14 protein-coding genes are annotated in these 22634 nt (G+C 35.4%); 10 read left to right on the top strand and 4 right to left on the bottom strand.

What is annotated here, in order from left to right:
• Window positions 1-32: 32 nt before the first annotated feature.
• Window positions 33-959, top strand: coding sequence for an HPr(Ser) kinase/phosphatase (gene hprK, locus BM153_RS06655; RefSeq protein WP_092871998.1), 927 nt, complete (start codon window positions 33-35; stop codon window positions 957-959).
• A 14-nt stretch (window positions 960-973) separates the two neighbouring features.
• Entirely contained in the window at window positions 974-1921 is a 948-nt protein-coding gene (locus tag BM153_RS06660) for an ROK family glucokinase (RefSeq protein ID WP_092872000.1), read from the top strand.
• Between the two features lie 127 nt (window positions 1922-2048).
• Here BM153_RS06660 and BM153_RS06665 read toward each other — a convergent pair whose 3' ends face one another.
• Complete coding sequence (locus BM153_RS06665) at window positions 2049-2588, bottom strand: DUF2115 family protein (RefSeq protein ID WP_092872003.1); 540 nt, start codon at window positions 2586-2588, stop codon at window positions 2049-2051.
• 365 nt (window positions 2589-2953) lie between these two features.
• On the opposite strand from BM153_RS06665, the gene BM153_RS06670 reads away from it, so the two are divergent.
• From BM153_RS06670 to BM153_RS06695, 6 genes are all read left to right on the top strand, one after another.
• Window positions 2954-4417 carry a sodium:proton antiporter gene (locus BM153_RS06670; protein WP_092872005.1) on the top strand — a complete coding sequence of 488 codons (1464 nt, stop codon included), beginning with the start codon at window positions 2954-2956 and terminating at the stop codon, window positions 4415-4417.
• Window positions 4418-4588: 171 nt separating this feature from the next.
• On the top strand, window positions 4589-7864 hold the full coding sequence (locus tag BM153_RS06675; protein WP_177205600.1) for a hybrid sensor histidine kinase/response regulator: 3276 nt from the start codon (window positions 4589-4591) through the stop codon (window positions 7862-7864).
• Between the two features lie 167 nt (window positions 7865-8031).
• The gene (locus tag BM153_RS06680) at window positions 8032-9477 is read left to right on the top strand and encodes an efflux RND transporter periplasmic adaptor subunit (RefSeq protein ID WP_092872009.1); all 1446 of its coding nucleotides are present in this window, start codon (window positions 8032-8034) and stop codon (window positions 9475-9477) included.
• 22 nt (window positions 9478-9499) lie between these two features.
• The gene (locus BM153_RS06685; RefSeq protein WP_242949088.1) at window positions 9500-10213 is read left to right on the top strand and encodes an ABC transporter ATP-binding protein; all 714 of its coding nucleotides are present in this window, start codon (window positions 9500-9502) and stop codon (window positions 10211-10213) included.
• Window positions 10200-11537 carry an ABC transporter permease gene (locus tag BM153_RS06690; RefSeq protein WP_092872011.1) on the top strand — a complete coding sequence of 446 codons (1338 nt, stop codon included), beginning with the start codon at window positions 10200-10202 and terminating at the stop codon, window positions 11535-11537. The genes BM153_RS06685 and BM153_RS06690 overlap by 14 nt, the downstream gene beginning before the upstream one ends.
• 266 nt (window positions 11538-11803) lie before the next feature.
• Window positions 11804-13519 carry a helix-turn-helix domain-containing protein gene (locus BM153_RS06695; protein ID WP_092872013.1) on the top strand — a complete coding sequence of 572 codons (1716 nt, stop codon included), beginning with the start codon at window positions 11804-11806 and terminating at the stop codon, window positions 13517-13519.
• Window positions 13520-13594: 75 nt separating this feature from the next.
• Here BM153_RS06695 and BM153_RS06700 read toward each other — a convergent pair whose 3' ends face one another.
• Entirely contained in the window at window positions 13595-15106 is a 1512-nt protein-coding gene (locus BM153_RS06700) for a PucR family transcriptional regulator (protein ID WP_092872015.1), read from the bottom strand.
• Window positions 15107-16149: 1043 nt separating this feature from the next.
• Window positions 16150-17580, bottom strand: coding sequence for an MFS transporter (locus tag BM153_RS06705; protein WP_177205601.1), 1431 nt, complete (start codon window positions 17578-17580; stop codon window positions 16150-16152).
• A 515-nt stretch (window positions 17581-18095) separates the two neighbouring features.
• Here BM153_RS06705 and proC point away from each other — a divergent pair.
• Window positions 18096-18890, top strand: a complete 795-nt coding sequence (proC, locus tag BM153_RS06710) for a pyrroline-5-carboxylate reductase (RefSeq protein ID WP_092872019.1) — start codon at window positions 18096-18098, stop codon at window positions 18888-18890.
• Between the two features lie 41 nt (window positions 18891-18931).
• Here proC and BM153_RS06715 read toward each other — a convergent pair whose 3' ends face one another.
• Complete coding sequence (locus BM153_RS06715; protein WP_092872021.1) at window positions 18932-20602, bottom strand: ABC-ATPase domain-containing protein; 1671 nt, start codon at window positions 20600-20602, stop codon at window positions 18932-18934.
• Between the two features lie 692 nt (window positions 20603-21294).
• Between BM153_RS06715 and BM153_RS06720 the strand changes: the two genes are divergently transcribed.
• Window positions 21295-22617, top strand: coding sequence for a replication-associated recombination protein A (locus BM153_RS06720; RefSeq protein WP_092872023.1), 1323 nt, complete (start codon window positions 21295-21297; stop codon window positions 22615-22617).
• Window positions 22618-22634: the final 17 nt, after the last annotated feature.

Raw genomic sequence — 22634 nt, forward strand, 5'->3', positions numbered from 1 at the left:
TATTGGAAAAAATGAAGATAAGGGGGAAAACAATGGCGAATACGACAATTTTACTTAAAGAGATAGCAGATAAATTAAAACTTGTAAATCTTACACCGGAGCTGGATCTTACAGAAGTTAAAATCCAGGAAGCAGAGGTAAACAGAACAGCTTTACAGCTTACAGGTTATTTTGGACATTTTGATGCCAATAGATTACAAATTATTGGAAATGTTGAATTTTCATACCTTTCACATCTTACTCAACCGGAAAGACTTGAAACCTATATAAGACTTTTTGAACAGGGAATTCCATGTCTGGTATTTGCCAGAGGCTTAAAACCCTGTGATCCGGTAATCGAAAAAGCTACAGAATTTAAAATTCCTATTTTGCAGTCAAAAAGGGGAACTTCAGAACTTATGGCAGAAGTAATAAGATTTCTGGGAGAGAGGCTTGCCCCTTGTATAACAATACATGGTGTACTTGTGGATGTTTACGGAGTGGGAGTTTTAATAACAGGAGAAAGCGGAGTAGGAAAAAGCGAGGCCGCTTTGGAGTTAATCAGAAGGGGACACAGACTTGTAACGGATGATGTGGTTGAAATAAGAAAGATTTCAGACGATAAACTGGTTGGAAAGTCTCCGGAGATAACCAAAAGTTTTATAGAATTAAGAGGAATCGGAATAATAAATGTTCAAATGCTCTTTGGTGTTGAATGTATAAAACAGACAAAGAACATTGATATGGAGATAAAACTTGTTGAATGGGAAAAGAGACATAACTATGACAGACTTGGTTCAGAAGAAGAATATTCTGAATATCTTGGAAATAAAATACTTTGTCAGTCCATTCCTATTCGTCCGGGGAGAAACCTGGCAGTAATTTGTGAAACGGCAGCAGCAAATTATCGTCAGAAAAAAATGGGTTATAATTCCACAAAGGAGTTTTACAAAAGAGTACAGCAAAGCTTTAAAAACTAAACGGAGGGAGTTAGATGAAATACTATTTTGGCATTGATGTAGGGGGAACCACGGTAAAACAAGGGTTATTTGACGAAGATTACAATCTTTTGGAAAGATGGGAAATACGGACAGATAAGACACGGGGCGGAAGAAATATCATACCCAAAATAGCCGGCTCATTGGAAGATTGTCTTGAAAGAAATAAAATTTCAAAAAAGGATATCATCGCAACCGGAATGGGAGTTCCGGGGCCTGTTACCAAAGATGGATTTATAAATAAGGCTGTTAATCTAGGTTGGGGGCGTTTTAATTTAAAAAAAGAAGCTAAAAAAAGCCTGGGAGTCCCTGTATTTTGTGGGAATGATGCTAATCTTGCAGGCTACGGAGAATTTCATTTTGGAAGCGGAAAGGAATTTGACAATATAATTTTTATAACCATTGGTACCGGAATAGGCGGATGTATCATTAATGAAGGAAAGATTTTGATAGGAACCGATGGTAGTGGTGCCGAAATAGGGCATATTCATGTAAAAGATGATGAAGAAGACAGCTGCGGATGTGGAAATAAGGGGTGTCTTGAACAATATACCTCAGCAAAGGGTATTGGAAGAACAGCAAGAAGGATGCTAGCTACAACAGATGAGCCTTCAGTTTTAAGGGATTCTGTTATAAATGCCAAAATAATATTTGATGCCATTAAAGAAGGTGACAAATTAGCCATAAAAGTGGGAGAAGAATTTGGCAGATATCTGGGATGTGCCATGGCGAATCTGGCCAATATAACCAATCCCCAGGCAATAATATTAGGGGGTGGGGTATCAAAAGCCGGAGATATTTTATTGACATTTTTGGAAGAACCCTTTAAGAAAAATGTATTTCATGCCTGTAAAAATGTAAAGCTTTTATGCGCCAGCATAAAAAATGACGCAGGAATTTACGGAGCTGCAAAACTTGCAGGAGACAGTATAAATAATAAATAAAAAAAGCTCATGTTACGGATTGTATCGACCTTAAATCGTTAGAAATTTGGTCTGACTTTTGGGGGTTACCTCAGATATCAGTCTGTAACATGAACTTTTTTATTATTAAATGAATGAATTAAAGTCATTATTTATTTGGTAAATAGTGACAAGGACAGAATTTACATACGCTGTCTTGACCTTCTTCTCTTGAAGGACAGTAGTATTCGTTGATTTCAGTTATTCTGTTAGTGTTGTTGGAAGGAATTTTCCTTTTTTTGATAACATATCTGACTACCTTTTGCGGATGCATAGGCTGTTCTAAAATAAATGCACGATATGCACAAACTATCCATATAATACTTTTATAATAATCTGTTCCCGGCAAAAACTGATCCAGATAAAGCTTAATGGTATCGGTATATTCCTTGAATAACTTCATTGGAAATTCCGCCTTAAGATCGATACTTCTAAGGACATGGTCAGAAGGAAGATTATCCGGAAAATTTCTATTGATTTCCAATTCTCTAATCTTTACTATATGTTCAAGATTGAAAAACTTAACGCTTTTATTGGCGCTTTCCGTATCCAGTTTTTCGCTTAAATCATAGTATTCACTGACTAATTCCTCGATAGGAAGTTTATCAACATCTGCACGAAGCATGCAAAGAAGTTCTAATTTGGTCATTTTTTTCTCCCTTTAAAAACTTCTAAGAAAATTAAACACACAAATTGTGTAATTCTTAAAATTTATATTTTTGTACGATTATTTATTGGGTAATGATATACACCAGATAATGTTAGTATAACATATTAAGAATGTCCTTTCATTAAAAAAATACAAAATCCCTAACAAAAAAAAAACAGCAACCGACATAAATTAGTGAAAATCATTGATTGCTTTATATTTGGAAAAGTGCTATATTCAAAAAATGAGTTAAAAGACGATCGAAAACGACTAAAAAAGTCCATAAAAGTTCGTTAGAGGACCGCCTGTTATTCAATAGATTTCTGGATTTACAGAATCGAAAAAATGATTTGAGGTGTGCGCTTATGTATAATGTAGGAAAAAGATGGTTAGGAATTTTTACATTCCTTGTTTTTATTATGACCTCACCGGTTAATGTTTATGCAGCACAAAAGATTGATGAGTCCGATTTGGGAAACATTCTTCCCCTTTATAGTTGTGTACCTTTTATAGGAATGCTTCTTAGTCTTGCATTAATTTCTTTAATAGCAGGTGAATGGTGGGAAAAGAACAAACAATATGTGGTTATTTTCTGGTGTCTTTTGTTTATTATTCCATTCGGAATAAAATACGGAGCAGGTCTTGCCATTGAACAGGTTTTGGAAAGTATTATTGGTGATTATATTACCTTTATAGTGCTCTTGTTTGGATTGTTTTGTGTGGCTGGAAACATTGAACTGGCGGGTGATTTAAAGGGAAATCCCAAGATGAATACTTTAATTATATTTCTTGGAGCTGCTCTTTCAAGCTGGATAGGAACTACCGGTTCAAGTATGATTCTTATTCGTCCCCTGATAAAGTCCAACCGTTGGAGGGGAAGAAGAAAGCACATAATAATATTCTTTATATTTTTAGTATCAAATATCGGAGGATGTCTTACCCCGGTTGGAGATCCGCCGCTTTTAATGGGATTTATGAGAGGTGTACCTTTCTTTTGGAGCCTTGAATTATTCCCGGTATGGGCAACAAATGTAGCCTTGTTGTTATTGATATTCTATGTAATAGATTCAATTATGTACAAAAAGGATATGAAGGATGGAATAAAACCTCCCCATGAACAGGGAAAGGTATTTAAACCAATCCGCCTTGTGGGTGCCCATAACATAATCTTTTTGGTAGTAATAGTTACAGCAGTTATTTTAAGCGGCGTACTTCCGTCTCTTCCTGCTTTTATTGATGACCAGGGAGCAGTAAAGGGAATACATATATTTGGAGAGGTGACATTTACCTATCCGGCCATTATTGAAATAGCAATTATCTTAACAGTTGCTTTTCTTTCCTTTAAAACTACAAAGAAAGAAATAAGAGAGGCAAACAACTTTACCTGGGGAGCTATTGAGGAAGTAGCCATATTATTTGTGGGAATATTTATTACCATGATTCCGGCTTTGCTTATTTTAAAATCTCATGGAGCTGCTCTGGGACTTGACAAACCGGCAGAACTGTTTTGGATAACGGGAGCTCTTTCAAGCTTTCTTGATAATACGCCGACATATCTTGTGTTTATGACAGCTGCCAGCACTTTAGGTGCCAAGGTGGGGATAGACACAACTCTTGGAATAATAGCTCAAAAGATGCTTATGGCAGTATCTTGCGGAGCTGTATTTATGGGAGCCAATACCTATATTGGAAATGCACCAAATTTAATGGTGCGTTCCATTGCTGAAGAAAATGGAATAAAAATGCCATCATTTTTCGGATATCTGTTGTGGTCCGTGGCTTGTTTAATACCGGTATTTTTAATAGATATGTTAGTTTTCTTTATGTAATATTAGATAAGATAGAGAATTTTTGAATATAATTCAGATAAAAAATAGACCAAATGACAAAAAAGTCCTTTGGTCTTCCTTTTTTTGTGTTAAACTAAGAGGAAAAGAGAGTCTATATATAAAAAATTTCTTAAATATATATAATTGTAAGAAACTCGGGGGTAAATGTTGATGACTGATGGTATATTAGGGCGTAATGATTATCAGCTATACAAAAAAATGCTCAAATCCATGATTGATGGAAATGGTTTTGTATGTCTTATAGATGTAGAAAACGATAGCTTTATCGTAATGGCAAAAGATGACCAATATAATAATCTGGATTTGACAGTAGATAAAAGTTATGAAAACTATTCAAAAATTAATATTGAAATAAGCAAAAAATATATATCCCAGGACTATGTAGAAGAAAAGATAAAGAAAAGTTCCCTGGATTATTTGAAGTCTGCTCTTAAAGAAAAACCGGAATTTTATCAGGAATATAAAACCGGGAAAAATCAGTGGAAAAGAGAAAAATTCAGCCTTGTTGAATGTGACAGTAATGGGCAGCCCTCTAAAATTCTCTATTATTTAAAGGACATTACTTATGAAAAAAGAGAAGAAGAAAAGCAGATACATGCATCCTTAATTGATGTTTTTTGTGCGGAATACAGCACTATCTTTAAATTTAATGTAGAAGATGATTCTTATGACTGTATAAGAATTAATAACAGGGCAAGATCCTTATTCCCAAAAAGAGTTGAAAATTGCAAAACATGTTCGGAACTTATAGGAAATTTTAATCTTGATATTATTTTTAGGAATGATAAAGAGGAATTTTCGGAATTTCTTAATCCAAAAGGCCTGATAGATAAATTAAAGTATAAGGACTTCATTATTTCCAATTTCAGAATTAAAATCAATGAGGAGCTTATGTTTTATCAGGTGAAGGCAGTTCCTTTAAGGACAAACTGGAATATAAAAGAGGTTATTGTAGGCTTTGCCTGTGTGGATGATTCCGTTAGAAAGGAAGTTTACAACAGAAAAAATGCCGAGGTGATTTTAGCCCATGAAAGGCAGTACAAGCAGGCCATTACCTCAGATGTACTTGGTATGTTTGAATATAATCTTACAAAGGGTGAAGTTTTAAAAGCCAGCTGGGGAAATGCAAAAGACAGTCAGAAGATATTGTTTACGGCTTTAGATATTCATAAAATACATGATTATGATGAATATATGAAAAAATGGACAGATTATTTTGTGGAATCAAAAGTAGCAGTAATCCCTGACAGAAAGGAAATGATAAAGCAATATCACGAAAATACCAGGGAGTTACAATATGAAATCTGGTCCCATGATTCAACCGGCAGAAGAATGTATTTAAGACTGGCATTTTTCCTTACAAAGGATAATTTTACCGAGGATATTATGGCATTGGAAACCTTAAGGGATATTACAAGAGAAAAAGTAGCCAGTGACAGAAACCTTTATCAAATGGACATAATAGAAGGTCTGGCAGATGATTATGACTCTGTTCATATGGTAGATGCAAATACAGACTCCTTTCATACTGTTCGTATGGGAAAAGAAATCAGCGATTTTTTTAAGAAATTTTTGAATCCAAATACTACTTATACACAGGCTATAGGTTATTATACCCAAAACAGAGTACATCCGGAAGACAGGGAGTATTTCAGAAGAAATACCGTTTTGGAACATGTTAAGGAAGAAATGGCAAAGGAGCAGAATTTTAGCTTTAGATACAGAGCCTTAATTAATGGAAATGTACGGTATTTTACGGTAAAAATAGCCAGACTTGGTAAGAATTTTTCCGCTGATAAATTCATAGTGGGCTTTGCCCTTGTGGATGAAAGCGTCAGAAAAGAAATGCAGCAAAAACAGCTTTTAATGGATGCCCTTTCTCAGGCGGAACATGCCAACCGGGCAAAAACTGAATTTTTATCCAATATGTCCCATGACATCAGGACACCTATGAACGCTATTATAGGATTTACCACCATTGCAAGGGATAATATTAAAGATATGGTAAAGGTAAGGGACAGCTTAAACAAGATAAAGGTATCATCGAATCACCTTATGAGTCTGATAAATGATGTCCTTGATATGAGCAGGATTGAAAGCGGAAGGCTTAGAATAGAAGAAAAGGAAAACAGTCTGGTGGATATCGTCGGAGGAGTAATGACGGTATTGAAAAGCCAGATAGAAGACAGACAACATAATTTTCATATAGATATTGATAAAGTTAAGGATGACAGAATTTTATGTGATAAAGTAAGACTAAACCAGGTATTGGTGAATTTACTGGGAAATGCCATAAAATTCACTCCAAAAAATGGAAATATATTATTAAAGGTAGAGCAAAAACCTTCTGAATTAAAGGCCTATGGAAAGTATGAATTTGTGGTAAAAGATGATGGTATAGGCATGAGTCAGAGCTTTGTTGAAAAGATATACACTCCTTTTGAAAGGGAAAATAATACCACCGTAAGTGGAATACCAGGAACGGGTCTTGGGATGTCCATAACCAAAAGTATTGTAGAAACAATGGGAGGAAGTATTGCCGTAAAAAGCAAAAAGGGTGAAGGAACAGAATTTCGTGTCACCCTTGAATTTAAGGTGGCTCAGACTCAGGAAAAAGAAGATTTTTATGCCCAATTAAGGGGTAAAAAAGTTCTTCTTGTGGAAAATAACAAGATTGCCTTGGAAAGACTTGAGGCCATGCTTATAAGTATGAGTTTAAAGGTGGACATTGTGGAAAATTCACAAAACGCATTGGAATATATAGAGCATTCTATTGACATTGATGAGAGTTATTATGCCATTATCTCCGAATATGCTATTGTCAAAGATAATAATTATAAACTTGTGGATGATGTAATAGAAAAGGCCGGGGAGGAAGTAAAGATAATTCTTCTTACGGATTATGAAGTTGATAAAGAAACAATTTCTGCAGTTTTGGATAAGGTAACGGGAGTTTGTTCAAAACCGGTATTTATATCTGATTTGAGAAGCAAGCTATTAAACAGCAAATCCGAAAAGGATGACAAGAAAGGTGTAATGTTCCTTGACGGAAAGAAAATTCTTGTGGTGGAAGATAATGAATTGAATCAGGAAATCGCCTATGAGATTCTTCACAGTGCCGGTGCCAGGGTAGATGTGGCTGAAAACGGTGCTGTGGCAATAAATATGATAAGTCGTAAAGGCTGCAGTTATTATGACATTGTTTTAATGGATATTCAGATGCCGGTAATGGATGGATATGAAGCTACGAGATGTATAAGACAGTTAGAAGGAAGGGCAAAAAGGAAGCTTCCTATTATTGTCATGAGTGCCAATGTTTTCGAAGATGCCAGAATAAAGGCCAGAGAAGCAGGGGTTACGGGATATATTACAAAGCCAATAAATGTAAATAATCTTATCAGGGCTTTACAGCAGGTTAGCTCCTGAAAAAACAGAAAGATTAGATTTAATTTAATGTTATTTTAATGTAAGTCTAATCTTTTTAATATATAATAAACTAAAAATAATTAGCGTGTTGAAAGGATAAAAGGCGGATTTTAGCTTTTTTAATTAAGCTGCAATTAAGAAATTTTATTTAGAAAGACAGGAGAAAAATGGAGAAAAAGAAAAAATCAAAGAAAAAATTTATAGTAATCGGAATAATAATTGTTGTTTTATTGCTGCTTTTTGTAGCACTCCCGAGGATAATGGGATTTGGGAATTTTTCAGGGCCAATGGGAGAAACTACCGAAACCCAGACCTTTGAAAAGCAGGATTTATCCACCAGTATTACTGCCAGTGGAACCGTTGAAAGCCAGAATACAGTATCGGTGACCACAGAGCTTACAAGCAAATGTACTCAGTTAAATGTTTCCCTTGGAGACAGTGTTAAAAAGGGAGATGTCCTTTGCGTATTTGATGATACTGATATTAAATCAGAAATCAGTAACTTAGAGTCTCAGGTATCAAACTCTGAAAAGCTTGCTGCAAAGCAAAATGAAATTGCACAAAGACAATTAAATCAGGCAAAATCAGAAAGGGAAACCTCCCTGGCAAATCAGCAAAATGTTATTAATGATTTAAACGCAAAAATAAGTACAGCTAATAGCACCCTTGAAACTTTAAGGGCTCAGGCGGCTACTGTCGGAAATGATGAAAAGGTACAAAAAGAACTGGAAAGTCAGATTTCAGAGCTTACAAAGGAGATTGCCACTTTGGAATCTTCTTTGGCAGAGGCAAACAATCAGTATTCCTCTCTGGATTCTTCGACACAAAAAGCCATTGAAAGTGCTCAGGATACAGTTGAAACAAATCAGTATTCAAACCAGACTGATTCAAGCATAACTTCACAGCTTTCAAAGCTTTACAGTCAGTTAAATTCCGTTACGGTCACTGCGGAGCAAGACGGTATTATTACCTCTTTGAATATTTCAAAAGGTGGAGTTGCAAACGGAACCTTAATGACTATTTCTGATGATAAAAATCTACAGATAAGCATTTCTTTAAGCGAAAGTGATGTTATAAAGGTTGAAAAGGGTATGACTGCAAGTATCAGTTCAGATGCTATTCATGATGATAGTATTACGGGAACTGTTTCTAGAGTTATTAATTTTACTTCAAAAAGCAGTAGTTCTTCAAGCCTTACAGGGGAAAGCTCAGATAGCGGCTACAGTGCGGACATCAGTGTAAATGGAGAAACCAAGCTTCTTTTGGGAATGAATGCCAAGGTTGAGATAGTAGTTAATGAAGTGGGAGAAAGATGCGCAGTGGCATATGACGCTGTTGCAGAAGATGAAAATGGACAAAAATATGTTTATAAGGTAGAGCAGGGTAAAGATAACACATTTAAAGCCAAAAAAGTGGAAGTAACCACAGGGGAATCGAATGATTATTATGTTGAAATATCTTCGGATTCGTTGTCAGAAGGTGATTTGATAGTAAGTTATCCGGAAAAAGTTCAAGACGGCCAGGAAATATTTGTAGAAGATATGGCAAGTGTTTTTAAAGCTGAATTTAAACCTAATGGTCCCACCTTTTCAAAAGAGATAAATAAGTTATAAGTGGTTAATACAGGAGAAACCAATGGAAAAAAATGTAGTTATTGATATGAGAAATATCATAAAAAAATATTATATTGGCCAGCCTAATGAATTGCAGATATTAAATGGGATTTCCCTTAAAGTAAACGAGGGTGAGTTTGTTTCAATAGTGGGGGAATCCGGCTCGGGAAAAAGTACCCTTATGAATATAATTGGAGCTTTAGACAGACCTACTGAGGGAGAGTACTTTTTAAACGGAAGAGATATCAGTCAGTTGGATGATGAAGAATTAAGCAATATCAGAAATAAAAGTATTGGCTTTGTTTTTCAGAATTTTTGTCTGATTCCAAGAACCAATGCTTTGGAAAATGTAGAACTTCCAATGCTTTATGCAGGAGTTTCCAAAAAACAAAGGCGACAAAAAGCCATGGAACTTCTTAATCTTGTAGGTATGGGAGAGCGTTACACTCACAATCCCAACGAATTATCAGGAGGACAAAAACAGCGTGTGGCAATAGCCAGGGCAATGATTAATGATCCTTCCATAATTCTTGCAGATGAGCCTACAGGAGCATTGGATTCCAAGACGGGACATCTGGTTATGGATATATTTCATAAACTTCATAAAGAACAGAAAAAGACCATTGTTCTTATTACTCACAGCAAGGAACTGGCCAAGGAAACAGAACGAATAATTACCATAAGTGACGGACAGGTCATAGGAGAAAGTGCAGGTGAGATAAATGTCAATTCTTGAATGCATTAAACTTGCCTACAGAAGCATAAAAATAAACAGATTAAGGTCTTTTTTAACAATGCTTGGAATCATAATAGGAATTAGTTCTGTTATAACCATAACAACCATAGGAAATTCCCTTCAGGAGACAATTTCAGCTACTATGAATGACCTGGGAGGAACAAATATTATATATGGAACTGTTTCAATAAAACAAAATGAGGATGAGCAGATAGATAATGGTTTTGTATATCCTGATATGGGAGATAAGGATCTTATTTCAGATTCCATGATAGAAAATCTCAAGACGGATTTGTCAGATACAGTCCAGGGAGTTTCCGTTACAAACTCTCTTGGAAATGCTACGGTTTCAATGAATGATAATAATCTTAATCTTTCAGTAACCGGTGTAACCTCCGGATATATGAAGGCCAATTCAAAAGACATGATGTTGGGAAGAGAGATATCCGAAGAAGATGTTTCCCAGAAAAAGCATACCATAGTGGTTTCTGACAGATTTGTAAAATATGCTTTTAAAGATGGTGTAAATCCCATCGGTAAAAAAATAACGGTTTCCATTACCGGGGGAATGACCTTTAGTGCCTATATTGTAGGTGTTTATGAATACGAAGAGGCAACAGACAGTTTAGCCATGACAAATTCAAGTAAATCCGAAAAGGATTCTACTACCGAGGCTATGATTCCGGTTAGTTACGCAAACCAGATAAATTCCAGCGTATCAAATGGATACAGCTTTATTTCCATAATTACCAAAAACGGTGTAGATGCAACCAAAGCTTCAGAGGAAATAACAAATTATTTTAATGATAATTATTATAAGAATAATAAAAATTTTGAATTTAAATGTTTTGATTTAGCCTCATCTCTTAGTGTTATTGACGGAGTACTTTCTGCAATAACCATTGCGGTTTCCGTCATAGCCGGAATATCCCTTATAGTTGGGGGTGTGGGGGTTATGAACATAATGCTAGTAAGCGTTATGGAAAGAACCAGCGAAATAGGAATAAGAAAGGCTTTAGGAGCCAAAGGAAAGAGTATAAAATTACAGTTTTTGATTGAATCCATAGTGATATGCCTTATTGGGGGTATAATCGGAATAATAATAGGAATTGTAAACGGATTTCTTCTGGCAAAGGTAGCAACCACATTGGTATCCACAATGGAATCTTCCATAGCCGACTATCTTGTGGTGACAGTGAGTCCGTCAATTACAGCTATTATAGTTTCAGTGGTTTTTTCTATGGTCACAGGAATGATTTTTGGATATTATCCTGCTAAAAGGGCTGCCAATATGTCGCCTATTGACGCATTAAGATATGAATAAAATAAAAAACAATCAGGATTTCTCCGGGGAAGGATACTGCCTCGGGGAATCTTTTACTGTAAAAATACGCATATTTTGTGAAAAAAATTCAGATAATAAAAAAAATATTGAAATTTTATTAAAAACTGCCCTGAAAATCTTTTAGTTTTTGTGAAGATATGCTATAATCGGGCATAAATAATGTGAATTGAACTTAAAATCAAAGGAAATTTAAGAATAAATATTTCATATAAAAACAAATATGAAATAAAGAAAGTGAATGAAAAATGAGTAAAAAAATTGCTAAAATGGAAGAAATTTTGGATTATATCCTTAATCATCTGGAAACCAAACTTAGTATAGAAGATATTGCAAAAGAGTTTGGTTATAATCATGTTTATTTGGCCCAGTCCTTCAAGGAATATTTCGAAATGCCCTTCCACAGATTTGTTACAAAGCTGCAGTTGCGCAGGGCAGCCCAGATTGTTTATGACACCAAGAAAACCTCGGAAGTTATAGGAAACAGCCTTTATGTTTATTCTGAAGGTTTTTCTAATGCATTTAAAAAGGAATTTGGAGTATCTTGTAATGCATTTAAGAAAATGAACATACAGGTTCCGGATATGCCTATGAGAAAGAAGATAGACGGCATTCCGGTACATATGGAATACAAGATAATCGAGCCTTTTAAAATAGCAGGATATGCTTTCAGACACAAACAAGGTGACCAGGTTGACATGATGGAAAATGTTGCTTTCCCATTAAAATATAAAAGAATGATGGAAAAGATAGACACCAGCAGAGAGCTTATTGGAGTATGGTGGAATGACAAAGGGGGACATGTTATCTATGTTCTTGGCCATGTTTTAAAGGATGGAGAACTGCCTGAAAAAGATCAGATAGTTATCAATGTTCCTGAAGAAAAATGTGCCATCTTTACTGTAAAAAAACAGGCGGATACTTCAAAAACCGTAAAAGCTCAGGCAAATCTTACCCGTTTTATTTTCAGGGAATGGTTAAAAATGAATGAAAAGGTTACAGATAAGATGGGTATCACCTTTGAATTTTTCAATGATGAAAATATGGGTGTGGTTCTTCCTTTGGTTAAGGGAATGAATGGCTATGAAAGCATCGAAAAAACCGGAAACGGCAGTAATCAATGGATAGATTATATTAATTCTCATATTAAAGACAATATAACCGTTGTGGAGCTTGCAAAATATTTTGGCTATTCTGAAAAAATGCTTGGTGATATATTTAAACTGCGCTATGAAATGAGCCTTGAAGAATATATAAGAAAGCAGCGCCTATACATGGTTGCTCACGAGATTTCTCAAAAAAAGGAAGACGCGGAAAGTGCAGCTACAAAGTATAACTATGCTGATTTTGATGATTATAAGAGATGTTATAAAGAAGAATATGGCACAGATTATGACGAAAATGAAGCTGTGAAATTTAAAGTTGTAAATCTTTCAGAGTATTACAAGGAAAACAAAAAGAAGCTTAAATTAGAATATATGAGGATTCACAATTTTAAAATCGGTTATCATAAAATCGAAAATGAATGTGATCCCCATATTGATAAAAAGAACATTCCTAAAATGGTAAGCGACTGCTTTTCAAAATCAGAGGATTTAGAAGAGTTTTATGAGGATAATTATTATGTTGCCGGAAAAGTTGCCATGTGGATGAATGTCAACAGGAATTCACAAGAAGGTGATGCCTATGAATATGTCATTGGTACTCCGGTTCCTCTTAAATTACCTGTTAATCAAGGAGATGAGGAGGCTTACATTCAAGGTGGCCGTTATGCAGTATTTTCCACAATGGATGACAGCGACTTAGATGAAATTGAAGAGAAGTATCTTATGATGGAAAGAGTCGTTTTTTTTGGATGGATAAGGGAAAACCGTTTAAAATATGACGGCAGCAGAATAACCTTCGTTTCATTTTGCCATAACAAATTATACTTTTTTGTTCCAATCTCAAAATACAGAGGTTAAAAAATCAGATTTATTTGGAAAAATTAATATTAAGAAAAAAAGCCCTGTCGGTACAATCCGGCGGGGCATATTATTTTAGATGTAATCAGAACTGGCATTTTCGTAGTTGCTGTGATTTTCTTTAATGTCGTGGCTTAGATTATACATGTGAAGAATATGTATGGACATTTGTAAAAAAAGCCTGTTATAGGAATCTTCAATGGTATAATCCATTTTTTGAAGCATTTTTTTTATTCTGTAAATCAATGTATTTCTATGGATAAAAAGCTCTTTTGAAGTTTTTAAAATTGAACGCTCATTTTTTAAATAAATAAAAAGAGTTAATAATTCGTCTTCGGTATTATTATTTCTTCTCATTTGCTGTTTTTCCCACATATTTCTGATGTCCGGATGGATACCGAAGTGCTTTTCTTCCAAGGAGGAATCACCCATTAAAAAAGTTACACCATAATCAAAATAATCATAGACATACATATCAGAAGTTCGATTAAGCATTTTCCCTGTTTCAATGGCATACAAAGCCTGTTTGTAATAATGATAAATATTAAAAATATCATTGCAGGATAGACTTTTTCCTAAAGGAATTTTTGTGGATTTGGCATGTCTGTCCAAAAAATCACAGGTCTTTTTATAGGTTTTTGATTTGGTTTTAATTACTGACACTATATTATTATCAATAATATAACTACCAAGGATTGCATTATGCTCATCAAATAATGTGTTTAAAAAAACAAGAGGCTCTGATATATGGAGTCCTGAAAAAACATATACAACAAAAGGACCTTCGTCGTTTAAATGATGAAAGTCCATCCATCCTTTGACTTCTTCTTTTGAAACAGCTTCTTTTTTCAAAAGATTTTCTATGGGATTAGCAATGGAAACACCTATATTTTGGATAATATAGCCATGTATATGGGGAGTTATAAGGCTTATTAGTATAGTTAAAAGCTGGATATCCCCTTCGTTAAATTTTCTCTTTTTTTCAAGCAGGGTAATTCTGCCACAGGTTTCATTATTATAATAAAGCCCTGCAGTAAGTACATTTGTCATATTTTCATTGATTTGAGAAAAATTAATAAATTGAGGGGATTTTTCAATGGATTTGGAGCGTACCATAGGATCGCTTATTATCTTTTGCATGGTCTCATAGGAGCTACATCTGTGAACCTGGAGATAATTCCACTCTTCATTATATTTTATGGGAAATTTTTCACTGGTGATGGCAATTACCTTAAGATTCGGCCCTAAAAGCACCATGGGATTGTGGAATAATTTTTGGGAATTGTTGATAACAGTCTGATAGTCGTTTTGGGTAGCGGCTGTCAGGACACTTGTGTACCAGTCATCATAAAAATCGAAAATATACTGAATCAATTCAAAAGCAGTTTCCACATCAATATCCTTAATAATAATATAGTCATCACCATTTCGGCATATTACATTTTCATCCTGCTGATAAATATGTACGCAGTTAGTGGCATAAACCCTTCGGGCGCTTTTTAGTGAGATTGGAGCGCCTTTTTGAATATGCAGTTCTGTATCAAGATTACCTAAAAGGTTGGCAATCATCCACATACTTAATCTCATATTTTTTACCTCCTTATTCACCTATTCTTAAATAACAAGAATAAATGCCCTGTAATCAGATTTATATTTCTTTGAAAAAGCCCCCACTTCTTCTAAGAAACCCCAAATATGTAAAAAATCACAGGGTATTAGATTAACCGTAAAGCGGACATTCTTAAATCCGCTTCGCTACTTCCTCATGAACGCAGTGGCACTTTGTGCCACCTGTCAGAAGGGGTTTTAACCCCTTCTGACACTAGTAAGCTTATACCCCCGCTTAAAGCTTACGCTTTTGAAGCGGGGGATTGCTTACACTGCGTTCAAAATAAAGTATAGCAAAATTTAAATAATAAAAAAAGAATTGCTACATATTTGACAATAATATGTATTAAGTATACAAATGACGGCTGAGTAAAAATATTTATTGTAAAAAAGAGTGCATATCAGGGATACAGGGTTTTTGGAAAGAAATAATGGTATTGATATTTTAGGGAACTTTTATGCCGTATATAATCTGAAAAGTTCCCTAAAGTACAATTAATTTTTTACATCGGATATTGTATATTTAATTAGAACAATAAATGATGTTTCATTAGAAGAGTATAAAAAACATATCCGGATTTAAAAACTAGCGAAGTATCTAAATATTACAAAACTCTTTCTCACGCACAGGTCTTGTATAAAAGTCAAGAAGAAGGTTTGCATATGGTGCGATGATACCTTGTAAAGCTGTTAAAAAGTTTGTAAAGTCTTCTAACATATGCATAGAAGACTAAAAAATATCCCATGTCTGGAAAAAGATGTTGTATAAAAGAGAAAAAGCCCTGCACGAGGGGTACAAGGCTTTTTTTGGAAGGTTATATATTAATTATATAAGTAAGTATGGTAAAGCGGACATTCTTAAATCCGCTTCGCTACTTCCTCATGAACGCAGTGGCACTTTGTGCCACCTGTCAGAAGGGGCTTTAACCCCTTCTGATACTAGTAAGCTTATACCCCCGCTTAAAGCTTACGCTTTTGAAGCGGGGGATTGCTTACACTGCGTTCAAATAATTCTATCAGCATTAAGCAGGTGCACCGTCAGGAAAATCCACTTCTTCAGGAAGGGAATTAGCGGAAGGCTCCATAAGCTTCTTAGCATTTAGCATTGCATATCTTGCGGCATCTTCATCTGAGATTCTGTAGGCAAAGAGCATAAGAAGTGCGGCAGCAGCGTAGAACAATGCAGGAACTCCTCCTAACAGCCACATAAAGTTTGTTATAAAGCTTTCAGTAACCTGCATTCCTGTGGTGAATCCTATAAAAGCAAGTCCATATCCTGCAATGGCTCCACCAAAGGCCATACCGATTTTCATGGGAACATTCATCATTGACATTGCTACGGCACGGTTATCTTTTCCTGTTTTATAAAGACCGTATTCACCGGCATCAAGCATATAGTTGACTCCAAATCCGGAGAAAATATACATTCCAAGAGAATTTATACAGCCTAATACTATGTAAACTATAAGATTTGTGCGGCAAAGGAAGGTTATAAGAAGACTTCCAATTGCATATACCATAAGTCCCACAACCATAGCATTTTTCTTTCCCAGTTTTGCACCGATTTTTGGCCCGATAACGCTGGCTAAAAGGGCAAATACGGTAGTAGCAGTCATTGCCACGGTCATAAGAAGATAATTTCCTAAAACATACATAAAGTAATATGCCATTACACCACTTGAAATATAAATTCCTATATAAAAGATACTGTATGAAAGTACCACTGTTAAAAGCTGTCCGTTTGTAAGTACTGAACGCACCATATCAGAAACTGTTACACCGTGAACTCCCACCAGCATTTCCTTTGTTTGAGGGTGATCATAAGGTTTGGCAACCTTACATACTATATTACAGCCTATAATGTAAATAAGGCCGAATGCAGTTGCAACAATACAATAACCGTTTGACTGACCAACAAAAGGTGTTAAAAGATTTATGGCTGGTATAGTAACAGCAGAAGTAATAATAGTAGCAGCCGCCATCATCTGGGCATTTCTTACGGCTAAAATATTTCTATCCTCCATTGAAGGCCCTGCCATAACAGCCAGGATACCGTATTGGGCAGTTGCCAGAAAATTCATGGAACAGTTAAGCATACAATAAGCAAGTATACTGATGACAACTCGTCCTGCCATTGGAAGAAAAGTTGTATCAAAGAAATACAGGAATATACCTATAAGAGCAGGCCATTTTAAAATCTTAATCCATGATATATATTTCCCCCATTTCATGGTAGATTTTTCAACGAAGCCCCCTGCGATAAGTCCCACGATAAAGTCAATAGTTCTGGCTATAAGAAGCGTAGAACCCATTAAAGCGGCACTCATCAAAAGATTTTCTGTCATAAAAATTGTAAGATAACTAAGAGGAACCATTACAGCCACGCTACTTCCAAAACCGTAAAAGGCGTAACGGTTAATCTCAGATCTTGTAAGTCTTTTTTTCTCGTCCATAGAGATTACCCCCTCTAATTTTATTAATAGTAAAGATACATTCATTTAGAGTTACACGTGTAAAGTCTATGGCTTAATTATAAAATGTATGACAAAAGCTGGATATATTTTGAAAATATGAAAAACATTTTGCGCAAATATAGAAGTTTGTATTCAAATGACAAAAATGGTCATAAATTACAAAAAATATATATTCTGGAGTTGAAATTTTGTGCTTTTAGCTGAATGCGTAAATAATACCCCTGGGGATATGTGGATAACTCGGTGGATAAGGTCATTTTTTGGTGGAAAAGTATTTTAAGAAGTTATAAGATAGTAATAGTAGTTTATCCCGAGTAGGGGTATAAAAATTTAGTGAAAATGATAGCTTGGAGACTGTAAAAATATGGGAATGAATACATGTTTGTCTGTGGAAAAGGATTGTTTTTTTTTTCCACATTTCCACATTGTAAATGTTAGGGAGTTCTGTTTATAATTTTTTTAAGTACAAGTCAAAAAGCAGAAAGGAAGAAAATATGCGTATCGGGTTTATTGGAACAGGAAATATGGCCTTGGCTATTATAGGAGGAATTATTAAAAACGGACTTGTGAAAGCAGGGGATATTATTGCATTTGACAAGTCGGAAGAAAATTTAAAAAAAGCAGTGGATAATTTTGGTATTGTCGGTACAAGAAATAATATAGAAACAGTAAAAGAAGCTTCTGTTTTATTTTTGGCAGTAAAGCCTCAGTTTTACGAAGAAGTAATAGAAGAAATAAAAGAAGCTGTAAGTGACAGTCAGCTTATTATTACCATTGCTCCGGGAAAGACTTTAAAGTGGCTTGAAGAAAAATTTGCCAGGGAATTAAAAATAATTCGTACAATGCCTAATACTCCGGCTCTTGTAGGAGCAGGAATAACCGCCGTAACCCCAAATAAAAATGTTACCCCAAAAGATCTGGATTTGGCCATGGATATTTTTAATACCTTTGGAAGCGGGGAAGTAATTTCTGAAAATCTTATGGATGCAGTGGTTAGTGTGGCATCAAGCTCACCGGCCTATGTATTTATGATGATTGAGGCAATGGCAGATGCAGCGGTTTTAGATGGCATGCCAAGAGCTCAGGCTTATAAATTTGCAGCAAGTGCAGTTTATGGAAGCGCAAAAATGGTATTAGAAACAGGTAAACACCCTGCCAGCTTAAAAGACATGGTTTGCTCACCGGCAGGAACTACCATAGAAGCGGTAAAAGTTCTGGAAAAAGAAGGCTTTAGAAGCAGCCTTATAGAGGCAATGGCAGCTTGCAGCAAAAAGGCAAGGGAATTATAAAAGAAAAGCCCCTTGGTAAACAGGGGCTTTATAAGCAGTATTTAATTTGCTCTGTATCGGGAAAGACACTCTACAATCTCAATAAGTCTTACCATAACAGGAGAACCGGCAGGGTAGTTTTTAGGAACAACAGCCGAAAACCCTTTATTTTCAATGATTTCCATAACCTCTTTGGCTATTTGCAACGGATTTTTTTTGCCGTCGGCAACTTTTGAAAGAGCGTATTGCATTATATAAGCCAGGGCAGCAGTCTGACCGCTGTCACAGATTTGCTCAATAGACCTAAGGTCAATATCATTTTTATCAAGACTAAGAGTATGTATATCATGGACTTTAGCTTTTTCAATATGTTTTCTGGTAACAGAATTTTTAAAGATATTTCCAAGGCTAACCTTTTTGTTTTCAATAAGATTATTTATTTCTTTGGATATTTCCATGGCCTTTTTTGTAAGGTCTATAGCCTTATAATTATCCATTTGTATAACCGTATCAGAAAGGGGAAGGTAGGAACCGCAGCTTCCGATAACCAGTATTGAAGAAATGCCAAGGTCTTCATACAGACTTCTCATACAGGAAAGAAAAGGGGTAATAGGCTCGTTTTCTTTTGGAACAAGAGAAGCCATTATGGAATCTCTTACCATAAAATTTGTGGCGGAAGTGTCTTCATCTATTAGAAAAAGGTCGCTTCCACAGGCAGCAGCTTCCACGGTATTTGCAGCCTGGGAGGTACTACCGCTGGCATTTTGTGTAGAAAAATTACTTGTATCTGTATCAAAAGGAAGATTGTTTATAAACATTGATATATCAACTTTGTTAACGGGCCTTCCCTCCTCTGCCCTAAGTTTTACAGCATTTTTACGGGTAATGACATATTCTCTTCCGTCCCCTTTTATATGATTATAAATACCGGATTCCAAAGCCTTTAAAAGTGTTGATTTTCCGTGGTATCCGCCACCGGCAATGGTGGTAATTCCGGGTTTAATCCCCATTCCTGTTAGCTGACCCATGTGGGGAAGATTTAAGGTAACTTCTAATGATTTGGGGGATTTAAAAGGAATGGCATTCTTCATAGGTTTGTTGGAAACTCCACTTTCTCTTGGAAGAATGGAGCCGTCAGCCACAAATGCCAAAAGATTTCTTTTTTCCAGTTCTTCTCTGATATAATTTTGATCATCAGCTAAAAAAATGCTTTCCTCTAGTTTATCTTTTGGAGTATTTTCATATAAAAAGACTTCCTTTTCAAGTTTTGGAAAAAGATTAAATAAAACAGGCTCGAATTCTTTGGCTGCAATGCTTCTTCCAAAGGCAGGAAATCCCACTTCAAGTCTTGCTTCAATTTGCTTTTTATTGATAATAACAGCAATTCTCTCTAAAACTTCCTGTTTTACGGGACAGGCTCCTACAAGACCGCTTTTTCCCGAGCCCCGTCTTGAGGTAGAGTTTTCTTTGAGAAATTTATGAAGCCGTCTTAAAAGAAAGTCCTCTAAAGCAATCTTTCTTACCTTGTTTTCAAAATAAGAATCCGGAAAATTGTTTTTATTATCAATAATCAATCTGACTCTTGAAGGTGTGGCAAAGGGGTCTGCCTGCACATGGTCAATACAAAGAATAAAATCCCTGAAATTCCACATCCCTTCAAGACTTTTGTAGAGCTTGTAGCTTTTTTTGTCCATTTTCAAAAGTGCATTTTTTAATTCATCGCTACTTTTCATAAACTAAATCCTTTCGTATGATAGATTGTAATAAATCCCTATATAAGTATTATACTATAATGACTAGAAAAAATGAAAATATTTATGAATTTATCCGATACTAAAAATAATTGTTTTTCTAATTAATCTCTGGCTTAAAAAAATCACAACGTAAAGCGGACATTCGGAATCCGCTTCGCTACTTCCTCATGAACGCAGTGGCACTTTGTGCCACCTGTCAGAAGGGGCTTTAACCCCTTCTGACACTAGTAAGCTTATACCCCCGCTTAAAGCTTACGCTTTTGAAGCGGGGGATGGCTTACACTGCGTTCAAAAAAAATACATAAATCTTAGGCAAATCTACAGAAATTGGACAAAGTTTGGACATAATTAAAGGTTATTATATATACATCTTAGTTGTAGCGAAGTTACTAAGATAGTGATAAAATTTTTTTAAACTTTTTTTTCATAACTAAACTCCCTGTTTTTTTTTTCAGACGTCATTGATATGGCGTCTGTTTTTTGGGGGAAATACTGTTAAGCCATTCGGATTTTACTCAATGAATTTAAAAAATAAGCAGAATATATGTGCGTATTTTTTTTGACATGTTATAATTAGGATAGACTGTTAAAAAATTTTACAGAAAGGAGCTAAGATTTTAAACGAAATCATTTGTTTAAAATTTTATATAGATAATATGGGTAAAGACACAATGGAATTGTTTGAATATATGAGTAAACAGGCAGGGAAAGAAGATGTTCCTTTAGCATCCAGGATGCGCCCTGAAAGCTTAGAGGAAGTGGTGGGGCAAGAGCATATCATTGGAAAAGACAAGTTATTATACCGTGCCATAAAGGCGGATAAGTTAAGCTCCGTAATTTTTTACGGCCCGCCGGGAACCGGAAAAACAACCCTGGCAAAGGTTATTGCAAATACCACAAGTTCCTCTTTTGTCCAGTTAAATGCCACCACCTCAGGAAAAAAGGATATGGAAGAGGTTATTAAAAATGCTAAAACTCTCCGGGGCTTATACAATAAAAAAACTATTCTTTTTATAGATGAGATTCATAGATTCAATAAAAGTCAGCAGGATTATCTGCTACCCCATGTAGAAGATGGAACGGTGGTTTTAATAGGTGCAACCACGGAAAATCCTTATTTTGAGGTAAACGGAGCATTAATATCCCGCTCAATTATTTTTGAATTAAAGTCCCTTACAAAAGATAATATTAAAGATTTGCTTATAAGAGCCCTAAATGATAAAAATAAAGGCCTTGGAAATGTAAATGTAAAAATAGAAGAGGAAGCCATAGAATTTATTGCAGACGTATCAGAAGGTGATGCCAGAGTTGCTTTAAATGCCCTGGAATTAGGAGTTTTGACTACACAAAAGGATGAAAATGAAATAATTCATATTGATTTACAGGTTGCATCTGAATGTATTCAAAAAAGAATTCTTAAATATGATAAAAACGGGGACAATCACTATGATGTTATTTCAGCCTTTATCAAAAGTATGAGAGGTTCAGACCCTGATGCTGCGGTTTATTATCTGGCAAGGATGCTTTATGCCGGAGAAGACATTAAATTTATTGCAAGAAGGATTATGATATGCGCGGCAGAAGATGTGGGAAATGCAGACCCTATGGCTTTATGTGTGGCTGTTAATGCTGCTATGGCAGTAGAAAGAATCGGGATGCCGGAAGCACAAATTATCCTGTCCCAGGCAGTGACCTATGTTGCAGGCGCACCAAAAAGTAATTCCGCCACTAATGCCATATTCGCTGCAATGGATGCCGTAAAAAACACAAGAGTTGAAACCATTCCACTATATTTAAAGGATGCACATTATTCAGGAGCGGAAAAACTTGGAAAGGGTGTGGGGTATAAATATGCTCACGATTATGAAAATCATTATGTCAAGCAACAGTATCTTCCGGATGAATTAAAAGATGAGCGTTTTTATTATCCCGGAGAATTAGGTCATGAAAAAGATATCAGGGAATATCTTGATAATACAAAATTCAAAAAATAAGAGGGATAAATTCCCTC

This window comes from Acetitomaculum ruminis DSM 5522 (genome assembly GCF_900112085.1).
GTDB lineage: Bacteria > Bacillota > Clostridia > Lachnospirales > Lachnospiraceae > Acetitomaculum > Acetitomaculum ruminis.

Bases quoted from the DNA above. Each gene is read 5' to 3' on its own strand.
- hprK (WP_092871998.1), top strand. From the start codon at position 33: ATGGCGAATACGACAATTTTACTTAAAGAGATAGCAGATAAATTAAAA.
- BM153_RS06660 (WP_092872000.1), top strand. From the start codon at position 974: ATGAAATACTATTTTGGCATTGATGTAGGGGGAACCACGGTAAAACAA.
- BM153_RS06665 (WP_092872003.1), bottom strand. From the start codon at position 2,588: ATGACCAAATTAGAACTTCTTTGCATGCTTCGTGCAGATGTTGATAAA.
- BM153_RS06670 (WP_092872005.1), top strand. From the start codon at position 2,954: ATGTATAATGTAGGAAAAAGATGGTTAGGAATTTTTACATTCCTTGTT.
- BM153_RS06675 (WP_177205600.1), top strand. From the start codon at position 4,589: ATGACTGATGGTATATTAGGGCGTAATGATTATCAGCTATACAAAAAA.
- BM153_RS06680 (WP_092872009.1), top strand. From the start codon at position 8,032: ATGGAGAAAAAGAAAAAATCAAAGAAAAAATTTATAGTAATCGGAATA.
- BM153_RS06685 (WP_242949088.1), top strand. From the start codon at position 9,500: ATGGAAAAAAATGTAGTTATTGATATGAGAAATATCATAAAAAAATAT.
- BM153_RS06690 (WP_092872011.1), top strand. From the start codon at position 10,200: ATGTCAATTCTTGAATGCATTAAACTTGCCTACAGAAGCATAAAAATA.
- BM153_RS06695 (WP_092872013.1), top strand. From the start codon at position 11,804: ATGAGTAAAAAAATTGCTAAAATGGAAGAAATTTTGGATTATATCCTT.
- BM153_RS06700 (WP_092872015.1), bottom strand. From the start codon at position 15,106: ATGAGATTAAGTATGTGGATGATTGCCAACCTTTTAGGTAATCTTGAT.
- BM153_RS06705 (WP_177205601.1), bottom strand. From the start codon at position 17,580: ATGGACGAGAAAAAAAGACTTACAAGATCTGAGATTAACCGTTACGCC.
- proC (WP_092872019.1), top strand. From the start codon at position 18,096: ATGCGTATCGGGTTTATTGGAACAGGAAATATGGCCTTGGCTATTATA.
- BM153_RS06715 (WP_092872021.1), bottom strand. From the start codon at position 20,602: ATGAAAAGTAGCGATGAATTAAAAAATGCACTTTTGAAAATGGACAAA.
- BM153_RS06720 (WP_092872023.1), top strand. From the start codon at position 21,295: ATGGAATTGTTTGAATATATGAGTAAACAGGCAGGGAAAGAAGATGTT.